This is a genomic window from Variovorax sp. RCC_210 (genome assembly GCF_041355175.1).
Classification (GTDB): Bacteria; Pseudomonadota; Gammaproteobacteria; order Burkholderiales; family Burkholderiaceae_C; genus Variovorax.
This window is the reverse complement of sequence record NZ_JBFUPJ010000024.1, coordinates 40,432-56,383: the sequence shown is the minus strand read 5'-3', so window position 1 is coordinate 56,383 and position 15,952 is coordinate 40,432. Positions and strand designations below refer to the sequence as shown.

Below are 15,952 nucleotides of genomic sequence, written 5' to 3'. Positions count from 1 at the left end.
CGATGCACCCCAAATACCGCCCGGACATCGACGGCCTGCGCGCGATCGCGGTGGGCTCGGTGCTGACGTACCACGCCTTTCCGAGCCTGTTGCCGGGCGGCTTCATCGGGGTGGACATCTTCTTCGTGATCTCGGGCTTCCTGATCACGACCATTCTTCTGCAGAGCCTGGCCGCGGGCGAGTTCAGCTACCGCGACTTTTATGCGCGACGCATCCGGCGGATTTTTCCGGCGCTGGTGCTGGTGCTGCTGGCCACGCTGGCCTTCGGCTGGTACGTGCTGCTGCCCGGCGAGTTCTCGCAGCTGGGCAAGCAGACCACGGGCGGGGCGGCGTTCTTCGCCAACCTGGTGTTCCTGGGCGAAGCCGGCTACTTCGACGCCAGCGCCGAAACCAAGCCGCTGCTGCACCTGTGGTCGCTGGGCATCGAGGAGCAGTTCTACATCTTCTGGCCGTTGCTGCTGGGCCTGGCCTGGCGCAAGCGCTGGCCGATCCTGCGGGTGACGCTGGCGGTGGCCATCGCCTCGTTCCTGGTCAACGTGCTCACGGTGCAACCGCACCGCGCAGCCGCCTTCTACTCGCCGCTGTCGAGGGCATGGGAGCTGATGGCCGGCGGTCTGCTGGCGGCGATGCGGCTGCAGGCGATGAACGCGCCGGCGGGCGCGGCGGATTCATCTGCATCACAACCCTGGACGAAGCACCTGCAGTCCGTCGTCGGCGTGGGCCTGATCGTGCTGGGCCTGTTCATGACGCGCAGCACCAAGGCGTTTCCGGGCTGGTGGGCGCTGCTGCCGGTGCTGGGCGCGGTGAGCTGCATCGCGGCGGGGCCGAACGGCGTGCTCAACAGATACCTGCTGTCGAACCGGGTGATGGTGTGGATCGGCCTGATCAGCTATCCGCTGTACCTGTGGCACTGGCCGCTGCTGTCCTACGCGCGCATCGTGGCGGGCGGAGAGCCTTCGCTGCAGGTGCGCATCGCGATGGTGGTGGCCTCCGTCGTGCTGGCGTGGGCCACCTACCGCTTTCTCGAACGCTTCGTGAAGCTGCACCTGTCGCAGGGCATGCTGCGCGGCCTGGCCGGCGGCGGCGCGGCGCTGGCGGTGGCCGGCGTGCTGGTGTTCCTGGGCACCCCGCTGCCGCGCAACGACAGCCCGGCCCTGCAGGCGGTGGCCGACGCCACGCGCGAGGACAACTACTACGCGGGCTTCGAGGAGGCGGCGCTGGGCGGGCAGTTCGTCTACCGCGCCGGCAACGGCAAGCACAACGTGCTGCTGATCGGCGACAGCCACGTCGAGCAGTACGCGCCGCGCGCGCTCGAGCTGCTGCGCACGCAACCCGACAAGGCGCGCACGGCCTATTTCGCGACCCGGGGCTCCTGCCCGCCGGTGCCGGGCCTGTTCAGCGGCAGCGACACCGGCTGCGACGAGCGGCGCGCGGCGGTGCTCGACCTGGCGCTCAAGCCGGAAGTCGATTCGGTGGTGATCGGTGCCTGCTGGAGCTGCTACTTCACCGGCGCCGGCCCCACGGTGAACTACTTCGTGGACGACAAGAAGGCCGTGCACCCCTTCCTCGGCGGCGACGGCATCGACCTGTCGCTCAAGTCGCTGGGCGAGGTGCTGAAGCGGCTGTCGGCGCACAAGAAGGTCTACCTGGTGCTGGGCAATCCGGTGGGCATGGACTTCGATCCGCTCCGGCAGATCCAGGGCAGCCGGCTCGGCGGCATGACGGCCGCCAGCGGCCAGCTGAAGGCGCCGATGCCGGCGGACCAGGCGCAGTTCAACGCGCGGCTCAGGCAGGTGGCCGAGGCCAACGGGGCGCAAGTGATCGCGCCTTTCGACAGCCTGTGCGCCGACGGCCAGTGCCTGCGAAGCATGCCGGACGACGGATCGCCCGCGTACAAGGACATTGGCCATCTGCGCCCGCGCTACGCGCGCAGTTTCGCGACCTACATCGACCCGGCGTTGCTGGACCAAGAAGCGAGCGGCAAGTAATCCGGGGCCTCTGGAAAGAGGCCCGAGGCCGCCGGTTTCGCCGGTCTTATTGGATCTTGGGGTCGCCGAACGGGTTGTCGTCGGGCGGTGCTTCGGCGGGCATGCGGAATTCCTCGCTGGCCCAGGCCCCCAGGTCGACGCCCTTGCAGCGCGCGCTGCAGAACGGCCGGTAGGCGTTGCTCGGGGCGTAGATGCTGTCGCCGCCGCAGGTGGGGCAGCGCACGATGCGCTCGCCCTTCGCGTTCAACTTGCTCATTGCAATACCTTCGTGGGGCGTCCCGGCGCCGCGCTCATGCGCAGAGGGTCAGCTCGAAGGGCGCGTCGTCCGAGCTTTGGTGCATGCGGTCGTCCTTGTCGTGGCGCATGAGGCGCACGGACACCATGAGACGGTTGCCGCTGATTTCGGGAATCAACGCCAGCCGCGGGTCGATGCGCAGGCGCAGCAACTGGAAGCTGCGGCCCTGGGGCAGGTTCTGCTGGAACTGGCCGTGGGTGGCGATCACCTTGTAGGGCACGTCGGCGTCGCGCAGCAGCTTGAGCAGCAGGTAGATCGACGAGGCCAGCGGCGACAGGGTGTTCGACCAGCGCTCCAGGTCGGCACGGCGGCTGGGAGCGGGGCGATGCTGCCAGGCGTAGTAGGCCGGCAGGTCGAACTCGCAGGTGCCGCCCGGAATGCCGGCGCGGCTGCGGATGCTCATGAGCCACTCGTTCTCGGTCAATGCCTGGCCAGCCTTGCCCGCCACGCCGTTCAGCGTGGTGAAGTTGCGCTCGAGCTGGCCGACGACCTGGTCGAGCACGGTCTCGGCAATGGCCGGATTGCCTCGGTAGCTGTTGAAGACGTTCTTGTGCTTGTCCAGGTCGCGCAGCACGTCGGCCTTCAGGTCGGCGCGGGCGGCGACGTCCATGATCTCGAAGATCGTGATGAGGGCGTAGTGGTGGGACAGCGGCGATTCAGAGGGCACCAGCTCGCCGAGCCGGCGAAACAGGTGCTCCAGCCGCAGGTAGGTGCGGATGCGCTCGTTGAAGGGGTACTCGTAGAGGATCACGCGTCTCGTTTTTTCACGTCAGGGGCGAGCGCATTGCGCTCATTGTGATTTGGCGGCCGGTGCTGGCAGCACCTGGCGCACAGCCTCCAGCATACGCTGACCGAAAAGAATGTAACCCCGGGTTGACACATGTGTCTCGTTGGCGGGGAAGAGGTCCATGACCTTGTAGCGGTTCTGCTCGGCAAGCTCGAACAGGTCCGGTCCGATATTTTGCGGGTTGAACTCGGCCCTGAACGCATCGGCATGGTTTTGTTGCAAATACACGGTGCTCTTGTTCGGCACCACCATCCACACGACCTTGTAGGGCGCGGCGTTGCTTTCGAAACGCTTCATGAACCGTGCGGATTCGGCCGTCAGCGCCGGTTTGAGGCGGTCCTCGGCGGTCATCAGCAGCTTGTCGCAGGCGCGATGGCTGAACTGCTTGCAGCCGTCGGGCACCTTGCGCGCGTCGATCAGCTGGCCCCAGCGTTCCGGTTTGTTCGACCAGCTGTCGGAGGCCATGATCCCGCGTGTGTTCACGAAGGTCAGCCAGCCGCTGAGCAGTTCGGCGTCCCAGTTGAGCTGGAAGCCGGGAGCGGGCCTGGCCGGATTCTCGAACGGCGGCGGCGTGGGCTTGAAGGCGTGCTTCATGGTCGCGCACGTCTCGGACTTTTCGATGCGCTCCTGCAGCAGGCGCTCGATGCTCTCGACGATCACGACCTTGCCCTTGAAGCCGGACTTCTGGAGCCAGCCCGAGAAGTCGTCGCACACCGTGCTGTCGAGGTTGTCCCAGTGCGTGGTGGTCACCTTGTAGCCCGCGCCCACGAGCGAGGCCTGCCAGGCGTAGCGCACCGAGAAGCTGTCGCCGATGACCAGGATGTCCGATTCGTTGATGGGCCAGGTCTTGACGTCCGCGTCCGGAATGGGCGGCGGCGGCGCGTGCCAGCCGAATTCGCGCTCCGAGATGCGGCCGATGCGGGTCAGGTCGCCATAGGGAATGGGCGTGAACAGGCTCACGACGAGCAGGGCGCAGCACACCAGGAAACCCACCGCGAAGATGCCAAGCCAGGTCCTGGCCGATTTCGTGTCTTCCATGTCAGAACTGGAAATAGAGGAACGGGCTGTAGTTGCCGAACTTCGACACGCACAGGCCAAAAAGATAGATGCAGCCCAGGCCCGTGACCCAGGTGGCCACGCGCTGCAGGCGCGGGCGCCCGGCCAGGCCCGCGACGTTGGGAATCCAGCGGTCGAGCGTGATGGTGGGTGGCAGCGCCAGGCAGATCACCAGGGCCACCAGCAGGGTCTGGAAGAACTCCGGCTTGCGGAAGGGCACGCGGAATTCGCCGAAGGCCGACACCGGCGCACCGTGCAGGCCCAGCATGCCCTTGTAGATCTCGATGGCGGCCGACAGGCTGTCGGCGCGGAACACCACCCAGGCGATCATCACGCACAGGAAGGTGATGAACCAGCCGGCCACGCGGCCGTACCAGGTCGTCCTGGTGCTGCCGCGGCGCACCTTGGCGTTCCAGAAGTGATTGACCATGAGGTATGCGCCGTGCAGCGCGCCCCAGATCACGAAGGTCCAGGCCGCGCCGTGCCACAGGCCGCCCAGCAGCATCGTCAGGAACAGGTTGATGTAGCGGCGCGCCGGGCCCTTGCGGTTGCCGCCCAGCGGCACGTAGAGGTAGTCGCGCAGGAAGGTCGACAGCGAGATGTGCCAGCGCCGCCAGAACTCGATCATGTTGGTCGACTTGTAGGGCGAGCGGAAATTCAGCGGCAGCTGCACGCCCAGGCACAGCGACAGGCCCACCGCCATGTCGGAGTAGCCCGAGAAGTCGAAGTAGATCTGCAGCGTGTACGCCAGCACCCCGAACCACGCGGTGTACAGCGAAGGCATCACGCCTTCGTGCACGCCCTTGAACATCATGTCCGCGTACTGGCCCAGCGGGTCGGCGATGAGCATCTTCTTGGCCAGGCCGAAGACGAAGATGCCCAGCCCGAGTGCCACGCTGTTGGCATTGAAGCGGTAGGTGGCCGGGCTGTTGAACTGCGGCATCATCTGCGCGTGATGCAGCACGGGCCCCGCGATCAGGTGCGGGAAGTAGGTGACGAACAGCAGGTAGTGAATGAAGCTGCGCTCGTGCACCTTGCCCTGCCAGCAGTCGACCAGGAAGGCGATCTGCGTGAAGGTGTAGAACGAGATGCCGATCGGCAGCACGATGTGCACCAGGTCGATCTGCGCAAAGCCCGCGGCGGCCAGCCCGGCGTCGATGTTCTCCAGGAAGAAGTTGGCGTACTTGAAGACGGCCAGCACGCCCAGGTTGATCACCAGCGCGATGATCAGCAGCGCCTTGCGGTGCTTGTCTTCGCGGCTCGGGGACGGCGTGAGGCGTAGCCCGAACCAGTAGTTGATGCAGATCGACCCCAGCAGCAGGGGCAGTGCCTTGACGCTCCACCACCCGTAGAAGAAGAGCGAGGCCAGTGCCAGGAAACCCGCCGCCGACCGGGGGCTGCGCGCGCCGATCAGGAAGAAGCCGATCAGGACCAGCGGGAAGAAAACGAAGATGAAGGGATACGAATTGAAAAGCATCGTGAGGGGCGCTGAGGCGTGCGCCGTGTGACGTGATCGTCGTGCAGCCGTCGCGGCGTCAACCCCAAATTATCGCGTGCCGGGCCCGACCCACCGATTCCAGAGACCCCACACCTGCGCGCCGAGTTCCTCCAGGCTAAGAGTCTCGTTGTAGAGCACCGCGTCCGCCGCCGCCCGCCGCGCCCTGCGCGAGGCCTGCTGGGCAATGACGGCCTGCACGGCTTCGGGCGCCCAGCCCGAGCGCGCGACCACGCGTTTCAACTGCGTCTGCTCGGTCGCGTCCACGACCAGCACCCGGTCCACGATGGCGCGCCAGCGGCCGGACTCCACCAGCAGCGGCACGTCGAACACGACCACCGCGTCGTCCCCGGCCGCGGCGGCCTGGCGTTGGGTCTCGGTGCCGATCAGGGGGTGGAGAATGCCTTCGAGGCGAAGCTTGGCGCCGGCATCGGCGAACACGATCTGGCGCATGGCGGCCCTGTCGAGCCCGCCGTCCGCGGCGATGACGCCGGGGCCGAAGGCGGCCTCCAGGGCGGGCATCGCGATGCCGCCCGGCTGCGCGATGGCGCGCGCGATGGCGTCGGTGTCCACCAGCACGGCGCCCTGCCGCGCCAGCAGCCCGGCCACAGTGCTCTTGCCGCTGCCGATGCCGCCCGTGAGGCCGATGCGTCGCACCATGTCTGTGTCAGTGGGTCAGTGGGTCAGTGGGTCAGTGAGTTAACGGATTAGCGCGCCCAGGGGGAAGGCGAACGGAATCCATTGCTTCACCATCTCCGGCCCCGCCACCAGGCAGACCAGGCCCGCGCCGGCCAGGAAGGGGCCGAAGGCGATCGGGATGTCCTTGTGCGCCAGCTTGCCCGCCACGCGCAGCGTGATGCCGATCACGGCGCCCACCAGCGAGGACACGAGGATGATCGCGATGAGGTAGTCGGCGCCGAGCCAGACACCCAGCGCGGCCAGCAGTTTGAAGTCTCCATAGCCCATGCCCTCCTTGCCCGTGACCAGGCGAAAGGCATGGTACACAAGCCAGAGGCTCAGGTAGCCGAACACGGCGCCCCAGACGGCCGAGCTCAGCGACACGCCGGTCCAGCCCATGGCCGCGCCGATCAGGCCGAGCCACAGCAGCGGATAGTTCAGCGAGTCGGGCAGGAACTGGGTGTCGAAGTCGATCAGGAACTGGCAGACCAGGAAGGCGCCGAACGCCGCCCAGAGCGCCCCCTGCGGCGTGATGCCGAAGCGCCAGCCGCACAGCGCGAAGAGCGCGGCCGTGACCAGCTCGACCAGCGGGTAGCGCGGGCTGATGAAGGTCTTGCAGCTGCCGCAACGCCCGCGCAGCACCAGGTAGCTCAGCACGGGAATGTTCTCGTACCAGCGGATCTTGTGGCCGCAGGCGCCGCAGCGCGAGGCGGGGCGGGTCAGGTCGAAGGGGGGCTGCGCTTCGAGCACCGCCGCGGCCTTGTCCGCTTCCGCCTCGAGCCCTGCCGGGGGCACGACCTTCGGGCCGAAGGCCATGGTCCACAGCGAGGGGGCGTCCTTCGAGGACATGAGGTTGGCGACGGCGTCGGCGAGCCAGTCGCGGTACATCATCACCGGCGTGCGGTAGATGACGACGTTGAGGAAACTGCCGATCAATAGCCCCAGCACACCGGCGAACGCGGTGTCGAACTCCCTCGACACCAGCATCAGACGACCTGGCCGAGCTTGAAGATGGGCAGGTACATCGACACCACGATGCCGCCGATGATGGTGCCCAGGAACACGATGATGATGGGCTCCATCAGGCTGGACAGGCCCGCGACCATGTCGTCGACTTCCGACTCGTAGAAGTCGGCTGCCTTGCCCAGCATGTGGTCGATGGAACCCGACTCTTCGCCGATGGCCGTCATCTGGATCACCATCGAGGGGAACAGGTTGACGTTGGTCATGGCCGCCGTGAGGCTGGTGCCGGTGGACACTTCCTGCTGGATCTTGGCCGTGGCATCGCCGTACACGCTGTTGCCCGAGGCGCCGCCGACCGAGTCGAGCGCTTCGACCAACGGAACGCCCGCGGCGAACATGGTCGCCAGCGTGCGGGTCCAGCGGGCCACGCAGGATTTTTCGATCAGCGTGCCGAAGATCGGAATGCGCAGCAGCACGCGGTCCATGACCTTCTGGAAGCGCTCGTTGCGTTTCCAGGCCTGCAGGAAGAAATAGATGCCGCCGCCGATGGCGCCGAAGATCAGCCACCAGTACGACACGAAGAACTCGCTGATGGCCATCACGAACAGCGTGGGCGCGGGCAGGTCGGCGCCGAAGGAGGTGAACACCTGCTTGAACGCCGGAATCACGAAGATCATGATGATGGCCACCACCACGAAGGCCACCACGACCACCGAGGTCGGGTACATCAGCGCCGACTTGATCTTGGACTTGATCGCCTCGGTCTTCTCCATGTACGTGGCCAGGCGGTCCAGCAGGTCTTCCAGGATACCGGCCGCTTCGCCGGCTTCCACCAGGTTGCAGTAGAGGTTGTCGAAGTACTTCGGAAACTTCCGGAACGCGGCCGACAGCGAGGTGCCGGTTTCCACGTCGGTGCGAATGTCGTTGAGCAGCTTCGCCACGCTCGCGTTGGCGTTGCCGCGCCCGACGATGTCGAAGGACTGCATCAGCGGCACGCCGGCCTTCATCATGGTCGCCAGTTGGCGCGTGAAGATCGCGATGTCCTTGGGCTTGATGGCCTTGCCCGAGCGCATGCGGCGCTTCTTGATCTTCGAGGCGAGCACGCCCTGGCGGCGCAGCGCGGCCTGCACCTGGTTCTCGCCGGCGGCGCGAAGTTCGCCGCGCACCAGCTTGCCGTTGCGGTCCTTGCCCTCCCATTCGAAGACAAATTCCTTGTGCGTGGGCTTGGAGCGGGGGGATGCCACTGTTGCCATTCGATCTCCGGTCTTCGGTGTGTTCGTTATATGTTGGTGCAGGCGACCACTTCTTCGAGCGAAGTGAGACCTTGCATGACCTTGCGCAGGCCCGATTGCCGCAGCGAGCGCACGCCTTCGGCCTCGGACTGCTGGGCGATGTCCAGTGCGCTGCCGTCGCGCAGGATGATTTCCTGGATCGCCTCGGTGATCGGCATCACTTGGTAGATGCCCACGCGGCCCTTGTAGCCACCGCTGCATGCGGAGCAACCGACGGGGCGGTAGGGCTTCCATGTGCCGTCGAGCTGGTCGTCGGCGAATCCGGCTTCGATCAGCGCTTCGCGCGGCACGTCGGCGGGCACGCGGCACACGGTGCACAGGCGGCGGGCCAGCCGCTGCGCGGTGATCAGGATCACGCTGGACGCGATGTTGAACGGCGCGATGCCCATGTTGCGCATGCGCGTGAGCGTGGTCGGGGCGTCGTTGGTGTGCAGCGTGGACAGCACCAAGTGGCCCGTTTGCGCGGCCTTGATCGAGATGTCGGCGGTTTCCAGGTCGCGGATTTCGCCGACCATGATGATGTCGGGATCCTGGCGCAGGAAGGCGCGCAGGGCCGCTGCGAAGGTGAGCCCCGCCTTTTCGTTCACGTTGACCTGGTTGACGCCGGGCAGGTTGATTTCTGACGGATCTTCTGCCGTCGCGATGTTCACGCCCGGCTGGTTCAGCAGGTTCAGGCAGGTGTACAGCGACACCGTCTTGCCCGAGCCCGTGGGCCCGGTCACGAGCACCATGCCGTAGGGCCGGCCGATGGCATGCAGCAGGCGCGCCTTTTCGTCCGCGTCGTAGCCCAGCGCATCGATGCCAAGGCGCGCGCTGCTCGGGTCCAGAATACGAATGACGATCTTCTCGCCGAACAGCGTCGGCAAGGTGCTCACGCGAAAGTCGATGACCCGGTCGGGCCCGATCTTGAGCTTCATGCGGCCGTCTTGCGGCACGCGCTTTTCCGAGATGTCGAGCCGCGAGATCACCTTGATGCGCGACGCCAGCTTGTCCTTGATGACGGTGGGCGGGCTGGCAATTTCGCGCAGCTCGCCGTCGATACGAAAGCGCACGCGGTAGTTGTGCTCGTAGGGTTCGAAATGAATGTCCGACGCCCGCATGCCGATGGCGTCGAGCAGCATCTTGTGAAGAAAACGCACGACCGGCGCGTCTTCGACTTCGGCAATCGCCTGGTCGGCCGCTTCGTTCGTGGTGTCGGCGGAGACTTCGTCGAACTCGAACTCGCTGCCGACGATGTTGTTGATGGTTTCGGCCGCGCTCACAGCGGCGGCCTCGATCATTCGCGAAAGCTTGTCGTACTCGGCAATGACCCAGTCGACGCCCATCTGCGAGGCGAACTTGATCTTTTCGGCCGCCTGCTGGTCCGACGGATCGGCCGTGGCGACGATCAGCCGGTTGTTGCGCTTGCTGAGAACGACGATGCGGTACGCGTGGCACAGCTTGGCGTCGAGCAGGTCCTTGGGCAGGCGCTGCGGATCAATGGCGTCGAGGTCGAGGAGGGGGGCCCCGAAAGCGGTGGAAAGCGTGTGGGCGAGGTCGGCGGCGGAGACGGCACCCGAGCCGGTCAGCTCGGCGATGAAGCTGGTGCGACCGCTCAGCGACTTTTGATAGATGTCCTCGGCGGACTTGGAGGGAAGCTTGCCGGCCGAAACCAGGGCGCGAGCGAGCCCAGGGAGCGCGATCTGCGTGGGTTCTTTAACTGGAAGTTCGGCAGCGGCCATTCAGCGAATGCAAAAGATGTGAAAAAGTGCTTCACGATCATCGCTGAACAGTCCTGTGCTGTAAATCGCTACACAGCAACAGGCATGGCCATTTATTTATGCCAGCCAAAGGCTGGTCGGGGTGAGAGGATTCGAACCTCCGGCCTCTACGTCCCGAACGTAGCGCTCTACCAGGCTAAGCTACACCCCGATGGTTGCAAGAAAAAAGTAATCGTCCTAGATGCCAACTCAGGTGAGGTGTTCAGGCACGTCGCTCAAGCAACTGAGCCGCCAATTGTAGCAAACCTGAAGCGTGCAAATTGGACGGAAAGTCTTTGAGTGCAGAAATTGCACGTTGCGCCTCGGCCGCGGCGGCCGCACGCGAGGCGTCCAACGCGCCGGTTTCCCGAACGATCTCGACGATCTTGCTCAGTTGCGCCGTATCGCCGGCTTCGATGGCGGCGCGCACGAGCGCGCTTTGTTCTGGCGTGCCGCGCTGCATCGCGAAGATGAGGGGCAGGGTGGTCTTGCCTTCGCGCAGGTCGTCGCCGACGTTCTTTCCGGTTTCCTGGATGTCGCCCGCGTAGTCGAGCACGTCGTCGATGACCTGGAAGGCGGTGCCCAGCGCCTGGCCGTAGGTGGCGCAGGCTTCTTCCACTTCAGGCGTGGCGCCGGCCAGCACGGCCGCGAGCCGCGTGCTGGCTTCGAAGAGCTTGGCCGTCTTCGAGCGGATCACGCGCAGGTACGCTTCTTCGTCCAGCGATGCGTCGTGCATGTTCATCAGCTGTAGCACTTCGCCTTCGGCGATCACGTTGGTCGCTTCGGCAAGGATCTGCATCACGCGCATGTTGTTGGCGTCCAACATCATCTGGAATGCGCGTGAGTAGAGGAAGTCGCCGACCAACACGCTCGCCGGGTTGCCGAACGATTCGTTGGCGGTTGCCCGGCCACGGCGCAGGGTCGACTCGTCGACCACGTCGTCGTGCAGCAGGGTGGCGGTGTGAATGAACTCCACGACGGCCGCCAGGTTGAATCGCTGCTCGCCGGTGTAGCCCAGTGCGCCCGACATCAGCAGCAAGAGCGCTGGGCGCAGGCGTTTGCCGCCCGCGGAAATGATGTACTTGGAGACTTGGCTGACCAGCGGCACGCCCGTGTCGAGGCGTTGGGCAATCACACGGTCGACTTCGACCATGTCGCCGGCAATCAGGTCCAGCACGGTGGCGGTGGGGGAAGAGTCTGCGGCGGGAACTGGCAAGGCGTGGGCGCGAGGCGCTGCTGGAAATGATGAAAGCCCGTGCAAGGGGGCAGGGCCGAAGGCGCAAATTATAGGGAGCGGGCGCCGTCTGGCGGGGCGTACGGGCCTTGGGGTGGCTGTCGAAGCCAAACCGCGCTATAATCTTGGGCTCTGCGGAATTCGCCGTGGGGACTCAATTTCTAAGAGGTTTACATGTACGCGGTCATAAAAACCGGCGGCAAGCAATATCGCGTTGCTTCCGGCGAAAAAATTAAAGTAGAACAGATTGCTGCGGACGTAGGCCAGGAAATCGTGATCGACCAGGTTCTGGCAGTCGGAAACGGCGCTGAAATCAAGGTTGGCACGCCCCTGGTGTCCGGCGCAACGGTGACAGTCACGGTACTGTCGCACGGCAAGCACGACAAGGTCGGCATCTTCAAGATGCGCCGTCGCAAGCACTATCAAAAACGTCAAGGCCATCGCCAGCAGTTCACCGAACTGCAAATCGGCGCGATCGCCGGCTAAGGAGCACATTCCATGGCACAGAAAAAAGGCGGCGGCTCAACGCGAAACGGGCGCGATTCCAAGCCCAAGATGCTCGGTGTGAAGGCCTTCGGCGGCGAACTGATCAGCGCAGGCTCGATCATCGTGCGCCAGCGCGGCACCCGTTTCCACCCCGGCGTGAACGTCGGCGTGGGCAAGGACCACACGCTGTTCTCCCTGGTCGACGGCCACGTGTCGTTCGGTCAAAAGGGTGCTCTGAACAAGCACACGGTCAACGTGACCCCCGCGGCGTAAGCCTCGAGTCACTTCGACCACCCGAGGCCCCGCATTGCCGGGGCTTCTTCATTTGTAAACAGGACATCCCATGAAGTTCGTCGACGAAGCCTTCATCGACATCGCCGCCGGCGATGGCGGCAACGGCTGCGTGTCGTTCCGTCATGAGAAGTACAAGGAATTCGGCGGCCCCAACGGCGGCGACGGCGGCCGCGGCGGCCATGTCTTCGCGGTGGCCGACTCGAACCTGAACACACTGGTCGATTTCCGCTATTCGCGCCGCCACGAGGCCAGGCGCGGCGAGCACGGCATGGGCTCCGACATGTTCGGCGCCGCGGGCGACGACATCACGCTCAAGATGCCGGTCGGCACGATCATCTCCGACGCCGAAACCGGCGAGGTGCTGTTCGAACTGCTCGAAGAGGGCGAGGTCATCACCATCGCCAAGGGCGGCGACGGCGGCTTCGGCAACATGCGTTTCAAGAGCGCCATCAACCGCGCGCCGCGCCAGAAGACGCCCGGCTGGCCTGGTGAAAAGCGCAGCGTCAAGCTCGAGCTGAAAGTGCTGGCCGACGTGGGCCTGCTCGGTATGCCGAACGCGGGCAAGTCGACGCTCATCAGCGCCATTTCCAATGCGCGCCCGCGCATCGCGGACTACCCCTTCACCACGCTGCACCCCAACCTCGGGGTGGTGCGCGTCGGCCCGGAGCAGAGCTTCGTGGTGGCCGACCTGCCTGGCCTGATCGAGGGTGCCGCCGAAGGCGCCGGCCTGGGCCACCTGTTCCTGCGCCACCTGCAGCGCACCCGCCTGCTGCTGCACGTGATCGACATGGCGCCCTTCGACGACAACGTCGACCCGGTCGCGCAAGCCAAGGCCATCGTCGGCGAACTCAAGAAGTACGACGCCGCACTGTACGAGAAGCCGCGCTGGCTGGTGCTGAACAAGCTCGACATGGTGCCCGACGAAGAGCGTGCCGCACGCGTCAAGGACGTCGTGAAGCGCCTGCGCTTCAAGGGGCCCGTGTTTGAAATCTCGGCGCTCACGCGCGAGGGCTGCGAGCACCTGGTGCAGGCCGTCTACCAGCAGGTGAAGGCGCAACAGGTGGCCGAGCAGGTGCCCGTCGTCGTCGATCCGCGCTTCGTTCCGCTGCCGCCCGAAGGCACTTGAGCAGCATCGCAGCACCCCGGGGTGCTGCCAATCGATAGACAGACAGCAGCCCCGCAGCACTCACGACAGCACCGCCCGACATGACCTCGAACTCCGGATCCACAGCCTTGCGGGATGCCCGCCGAATCGTCGTCAAGGTGGGCTCCAGCCTGGTGACCAACGAGGGTCGCGGCCTGGACGAGGCAGCCATCGGCGAATGGTGCCGGCAGCTGGCGGCGCTGGTGCGCGAGGGTCGCGAGGTGGTCATGGTGTCCAGCGGCGCCATCGCCGAAGGCATGAAGCGACTCGGCTGGCGCACCCGCCCGCACGAAATCAACGAACTGCAAGCGGCGGCCGCCGTCGGTCAGATGGGCCTGGCCCAGATGTATGAGACCAAGCTGCGCCAGAACGAGATCGGCAGCGCCCAGGTGTTGCTCACGCACGCCGACCTGGCCGACCGCGAGCGCTACCTGAACGCCCGCTCGACCTTGGTCACGCTGCTCAAGCTGGGTGTGGTGCCGGTCATCAACGAGAACGACACGGTCGTCAACGACGAGATCAAGTTCGGCGACAACGACACGCTGGGCGCGCTCGTGGCCAATCTGGTCGAGGCCGATGCGCTCGTCATCCTGACCGACCAGAAGGGCCTGTACACGGCCGACCCGCGCAAGGACCCCGATGCGACGTTCGTGCACGAGGCCGCCGCCGGAGACCCGGCGCTCGAAGCCATGGCGGGCGGCGCCGGTTCCAGCATCGGCCGCGGCGGCATGCTCACCAAGATCCTCGCGGCCAAGCGCGCCGCCGGGTCGGGTGCTTCCACCGTCATCGCCTGGGGGCGCGAAGCCGACGCGCTGCTGCGCCTCACCCGTGGCGAAGCCATCGGCACACTGCTGGTCGCGCAGACCGCCAAGCACCAGGCCCGCAAGCGCTGGATGGCCGACCATCTGCAGCTGCGCGGCGCCGTGGTGGTCGACGCGGGCGCCGCCGCCAAGGTGCGCGCCGAGGGCAAGAGCCTGCTGCCGATCGGCATGACCAGCGTGTCGGGCGAGTTCTCGCGCGGCGACGTGATCGCGGTGCGTGATGCAGAAGGCGTGGAGCTGGCGCGCGGCCTGGCCAACTACTCCAGCGTGGAGGCGCGCCTCCTGTGCCGCAAGCCCTCGAGCGAGTTCGAGCGCTTGCTCGGTTATGTCGCGGAGCCTGAAATGGTCCACCGCGACAACATGGTGCTGATGCCGAGCTGAAACGACAACGGGGCCGAGGGCCCCGTTTTTCTCATTGCCGTGACGGCACGGCTCGGTCTTACTGCACTTCCCGTACCGGGTTGCGCATGTTCTGCACCATGTCTCCGACCGAAGCGCGCGGTGCGTCCCCGCGGCACAGGCCCTGAACCGCCAGCGCCTTGGTGTAGGTGGAGTTCATGTCGTTGAGCCGCTTCCACTCGGGCGTCGGCGTCTCGTGCCAGATGCCGTTGTTGAAGCGCGCGTAGCCCTTCATTTCCGCGGTCGAGCAACGCACGCCTTCGTAGAAAGCATTGACGGCGCCGCCGCTGCGGTTGTGCGCCACCACCACGTAGCGCACGATGCCGTCGCCCGTGATGGCGATCGTGCTCGGATCGACGCCGAACTTCAGGCTCATGTACGGCGGCATCGTGATGTCGAGCAGCTTGCTTTCGCTGAATGCCGGCGGCGGCGGCACGGCGGTTTCTTCCCATTCCTTGTCGGTGCCGTAGCGCTTGGGCGGGGGCGGCGAACCTGCCTGGGCCCAGTCCGGGTTGTCGGTGTCGTGCGGCCCCGATGCGCAGCCGGCGAGGATGCCGAAGCACACCAGCAGGAGCGCGCGTTCAGCGTTGCGTCGGAAAGAAGGGCGCGTTGTTGTGGGAAGGAGGTTCATCGCTCGCGGAAGGAATGTCGGGATGCGGATCGAAGCTGCCGCCGGGCGGCAGGTCCAGTCCGGGGGGCGCTCCGGCGTCCAGCGAGTGGCGCTCGAACTCACGAGCGCGCACGTTGCTGCGCAGGAAGCGGTTGCGGAAATCCTGCCTTGGCAGGTAGCGAGCAAGCTCGGTGAGCGCCATCTCGTAGACGCCGCGCTTGAACTCGACGACCACGTCGAGCGGCACCCAGTAGTCGTGCCAGCGCCAAGCGTCGAATTCGGGATGGTCGGTGGCACGCAGGTTCAGATCCCAGTCGTGTCCGACAAGTTGCAGCAAATACCAGATTTGCTTCTGGCCCTTGTAGTGGCCCCGTGCGTCACGGCGGATGAACCGATCCGGCACCTCGTAGCGCAACCAGTCACGGGTACGGGCCACGATGCGCACGTGCTCCGGATGGAGCCCCACTTCCTCATGCAGTTCCCGGAACATGGCTTGCTCGGGACTTTCGCCGCGGTCGATGCCGCCTTGCGGAAACTGCCAGGAATGTGTGCGTATGCGCTTGCCCCAGAAAACCTGGTTTCTCTGGTTGAGCAGGATGATGCCGACGTTGGGCCTGAAGCCGTCCCGGTCGAGCATAATCAAACCCCAATTTTTGAACTGAGTCGATTAT

16 protein-coding genes and 1 tRNA gene are annotated in these 15,952 nt (G+C 65.6%); 5 read left to right on the top strand and 12 right to left on the bottom strand.

From position 1 onward, the window contains the following. Nucleotides 1-2: 2 nt before the first annotated feature. Nucleotides 3-1,988 carry an acyltransferase family protein gene (locus AB6807_RS37785; protein WP_371088592.1) on the top strand — a complete coding sequence of 662 codons (1,986 nt, stop codon included), beginning with the start codon at nt 3-5 and terminating at the stop codon, nt 1,986-1,988. Between the two features lie 46 nt (nt 1,989-2,034). On the opposite strand, the gene AB6807_RS37780 is transcribed toward AB6807_RS37785, so the two are convergent. The 10 genes from AB6807_RS37780 to AB6807_RS37735 form a co-directional block, all read right to left on the bottom strand. Next, nucleotides 2,035-2,244, bottom strand: a complete 210-nt coding sequence (locus AB6807_RS37780; RefSeq protein WP_116909173.1) for a DNA gyrase inhibitor YacG — start codon at nt 2,242-2,244, stop codon at nt 2,035-2,037. Nucleotides 2,245-2,278: 34 nt separating this feature from the next. Then, complete coding sequence (gene zapD / locus AB6807_RS37775) at nt 2,279-3,034, bottom strand: cell division protein ZapD (protein ID WP_371088591.1); 756 nt, start codon at nt 3,032-3,034, stop codon at nt 2,279-2,281. 39 nt (nt 3,035-3,073) lie between these two features. Then, complete coding sequence (locus AB6807_RS37770) at nt 3,074-4,108, bottom strand: hypothetical protein (RefSeq protein ID WP_371088590.1); 1,035 nt, start codon at nt 4,106-4,108, stop codon at nt 3,074-3,076. 1 nt (nt 4,109) lies between these two features. Beyond that, nucleotides 4,110-5,603, bottom strand: a complete 1,494-nt coding sequence (locus tag AB6807_RS37765) for an MBOAT family protein (protein ID WP_371088589.1) — start codon at nt 5,601-5,603, stop codon at nt 4,110-4,112. A gap of 69 nt (nt 5,604-5,672) precedes the next feature. Continuing rightward, nucleotides 5,673-6,281 (bottom strand): dephospho-CoA kinase, encoded by a 609-nt coding sequence (coaE, locus tag AB6807_RS37760; protein WP_371088588.1) that lies wholly within the window; start codon nt 6,279-6,281, stop codon nt 5,673-5,675. 39 nt (nt 6,282-6,320) lie between these two features. Continuing rightward, entirely contained in the window at nt 6,321-7,286 is a 966-nt protein-coding gene (locus AB6807_RS37755) for an A24 family peptidase (RefSeq protein ID WP_371088587.1), read from the bottom strand. After that, on the bottom strand, nt 7,286-8,515 hold the full coding sequence (locus AB6807_RS37750) for a type II secretion system F family protein (protein WP_116909168.1): 1,230 nt from the start codon (nt 8,513-8,515) through the stop codon (nt 7,286-7,288). Before AB6807_RS37750 ends, AB6807_RS37755 begins: the two co-directional genes overlap by 1 nt. 26 nt (nt 8,516-8,541) lie before the next feature. Further along, the gene (gene pilB, locus AB6807_RS37745) at nt 8,542-10,275 is read right to left on the bottom strand and encodes a type IV-A pilus assembly ATPase PilB (protein ID WP_371088586.1); all 1,734 of its coding nucleotides are present in this window, start codon (nt 10,273-10,275) and stop codon (nt 8,542-8,544) included. A gap of 113 nt (nt 10,276-10,388) precedes the next feature. Then, nucleotides 10,389-10,465: transfer RNA gene (locus AB6807_RS37740), tRNA-Pro, on the bottom strand. Nucleotides 10,466-10,516: 51 nt separating this feature from the next. Next, complete coding sequence (locus tag AB6807_RS37735; RefSeq protein ID WP_371088607.1) at nt 10,517-11,509, bottom strand: polyprenyl synthetase family protein; 993 nt, start codon at nt 11,507-11,509, stop codon at nt 10,517-10,519. Between the two features lie 192 nt (nt 11,510-11,701). On the opposite strand from AB6807_RS37735, the gene rplU reads away from it, so the two are divergent. The 4 genes from rplU (at nt 11,702) to proB (ending at nt 14,653) form a co-directional block, all read left to right on the top strand. After that, nucleotides 11,702-12,013, top strand: coding sequence for a 50S ribosomal protein L21 (gene rplU, locus AB6807_RS37730; protein ID WP_042578903.1), 312 nt, complete (start codon nt 11,702-11,704; stop codon nt 12,011-12,013). Nucleotides 12,014-12,025: 12 nt separating this feature from the next. Next, nucleotides 12,026-12,286, top strand: a complete 261-nt coding sequence (rpmA, locus tag AB6807_RS37725; RefSeq protein ID WP_116909165.1) for a 50S ribosomal protein L27 — start codon at nt 12,026-12,028, stop codon at nt 12,284-12,286. Between the two features lie 70 nt (nt 12,287-12,356). After that, nucleotides 12,357-13,433, top strand: a complete 1,077-nt coding sequence (gene cgtA / locus AB6807_RS37720; RefSeq protein WP_371088585.1) for an Obg family GTPase CgtA — start codon at nt 12,357-12,359, stop codon at nt 13,431-13,433. An 80-nt stretch (nt 13,434-13,513) separates the two neighbouring features. Further along, nucleotides 13,514-14,653, top strand: a complete 1,140-nt coding sequence (gene proB, locus AB6807_RS37715) for a glutamate 5-kinase (protein ID WP_371088584.1) — start codon at nt 13,514-13,516, stop codon at nt 14,651-14,653. Nucleotides 14,654-14,711: 58 nt separating this feature from the next. Here the strand turns inward: proB and AB6807_RS37710 are convergent, their stop codons facing one another. Both AB6807_RS37710 and AB6807_RS37705 read right to left on the bottom strand, forming a co-directional pair. Continuing rightward, a complete protein-coding gene (locus AB6807_RS37710; protein WP_207786674.1) occupies nt 14,712-15,302 on the bottom strand; it encodes a CNP1-like family protein in 591 nt (196 codons plus the stop codon). Then, nucleotides 15,253-15,918, bottom strand: a complete 666-nt coding sequence (locus AB6807_RS37705; protein ID WP_116909161.1) for an RNA pyrophosphohydrolase — start codon at nt 15,916-15,918, stop codon at nt 15,253-15,255. The genes AB6807_RS37710 and AB6807_RS37705 overlap by 50 nt, the downstream gene beginning before the upstream one ends. Nucleotides 15,919-15,952 lie beyond the last annotated feature (34 nt).

What these genes read in the sequence shown, in the direction of transcription:
- AB6807_RS37765 (WP_371088589.1), bottom strand. Translation starts at nt 5,603, where the DNA reads ATGCTTTTCAATTCGTATCCCTTCATCTTCGTTTTCTTCCCGCTGGTC.
- cgtA (WP_371088585.1), top strand. Translation starts at nt 12,357, where the DNA reads ATGAAGTTCGTCGACGAAGCCTTCATCGACATCGCCGCCGGCGATGGC.
- AB6807_RS37710 (WP_207786674.1), bottom strand. Translation starts at nt 15,302, where the DNA reads ATGAACCTCCTTCCCACAACAACGCGCCCTTCTTTCCGACGCAACGCT.
- proB (WP_371088584.1), top strand. Translation starts at nt 13,514, where the DNA reads ATGACCTCGAACTCCGGATCCACAGCCTTGCGGGATGCCCGCCGAATC.
- AB6807_RS37770 (WP_371088590.1), bottom strand. Translation starts at nt 4,108, where the DNA reads ATGGAAGACACGAAATCGGCCAGGACCTGGCTTGGCATCTTCGCGGTG.
- AB6807_RS37750 (WP_116909168.1), bottom strand. Translation starts at nt 8,515, where the DNA reads ATGGCAACAGTGGCATCCCCCCGCTCCAAGCCCACGCACAAGGAATTT.
- rpmA (WP_116909165.1), top strand. Translation starts at nt 12,026, where the DNA reads ATGGCACAGAAAAAAGGCGGCGGCTCAACGCGAAACGGGCGCGATTCC.
- AB6807_RS37755 (WP_371088587.1), bottom strand. Translation starts at nt 7,286, where the DNA reads ATGCTGGTGTCGAGGGAGTTCGACACCGCGTTCGCCGGTGTGCTGGGG.
- coaE (WP_371088588.1), bottom strand. Translation starts at nt 6,281, where the DNA reads ATGGTGCGACGCATCGGCCTCACGGGCGGCATCGGCAGCGGCAAGAGC.
- AB6807_RS37780 (WP_116909173.1), bottom strand. Translation starts at nt 2,244, where the DNA reads ATGAGCAAGTTGAACGCGAAGGGCGAGCGCATCGTGCGCTGCCCCACC.
- AB6807_RS37705 (WP_116909161.1), bottom strand. Translation starts at nt 15,918, where the DNA reads ATGCTCGACCGGGACGGCTTCAGGCCCAACGTCGGCATCATCCTGCTC.
- AB6807_RS37785 (WP_371088592.1), top strand. Translation starts at nt 3, where the DNA reads ATGCACCCCAAATACCGCCCGGACATCGACGGCCTGCGCGCGATCGCG.
- rplU (WP_042578903.1), top strand. Translation starts at nt 11,702, where the DNA reads ATGTACGCGGTCATAAAAACCGGCGGCAAGCAATATCGCGTTGCTTCC.
- pilB (WP_371088586.1), bottom strand. Translation starts at nt 10,275, where the DNA reads ATGGCCGCTGCCGAACTTCCAGTTAAAGAACCCACGCAGATCGCGCTC.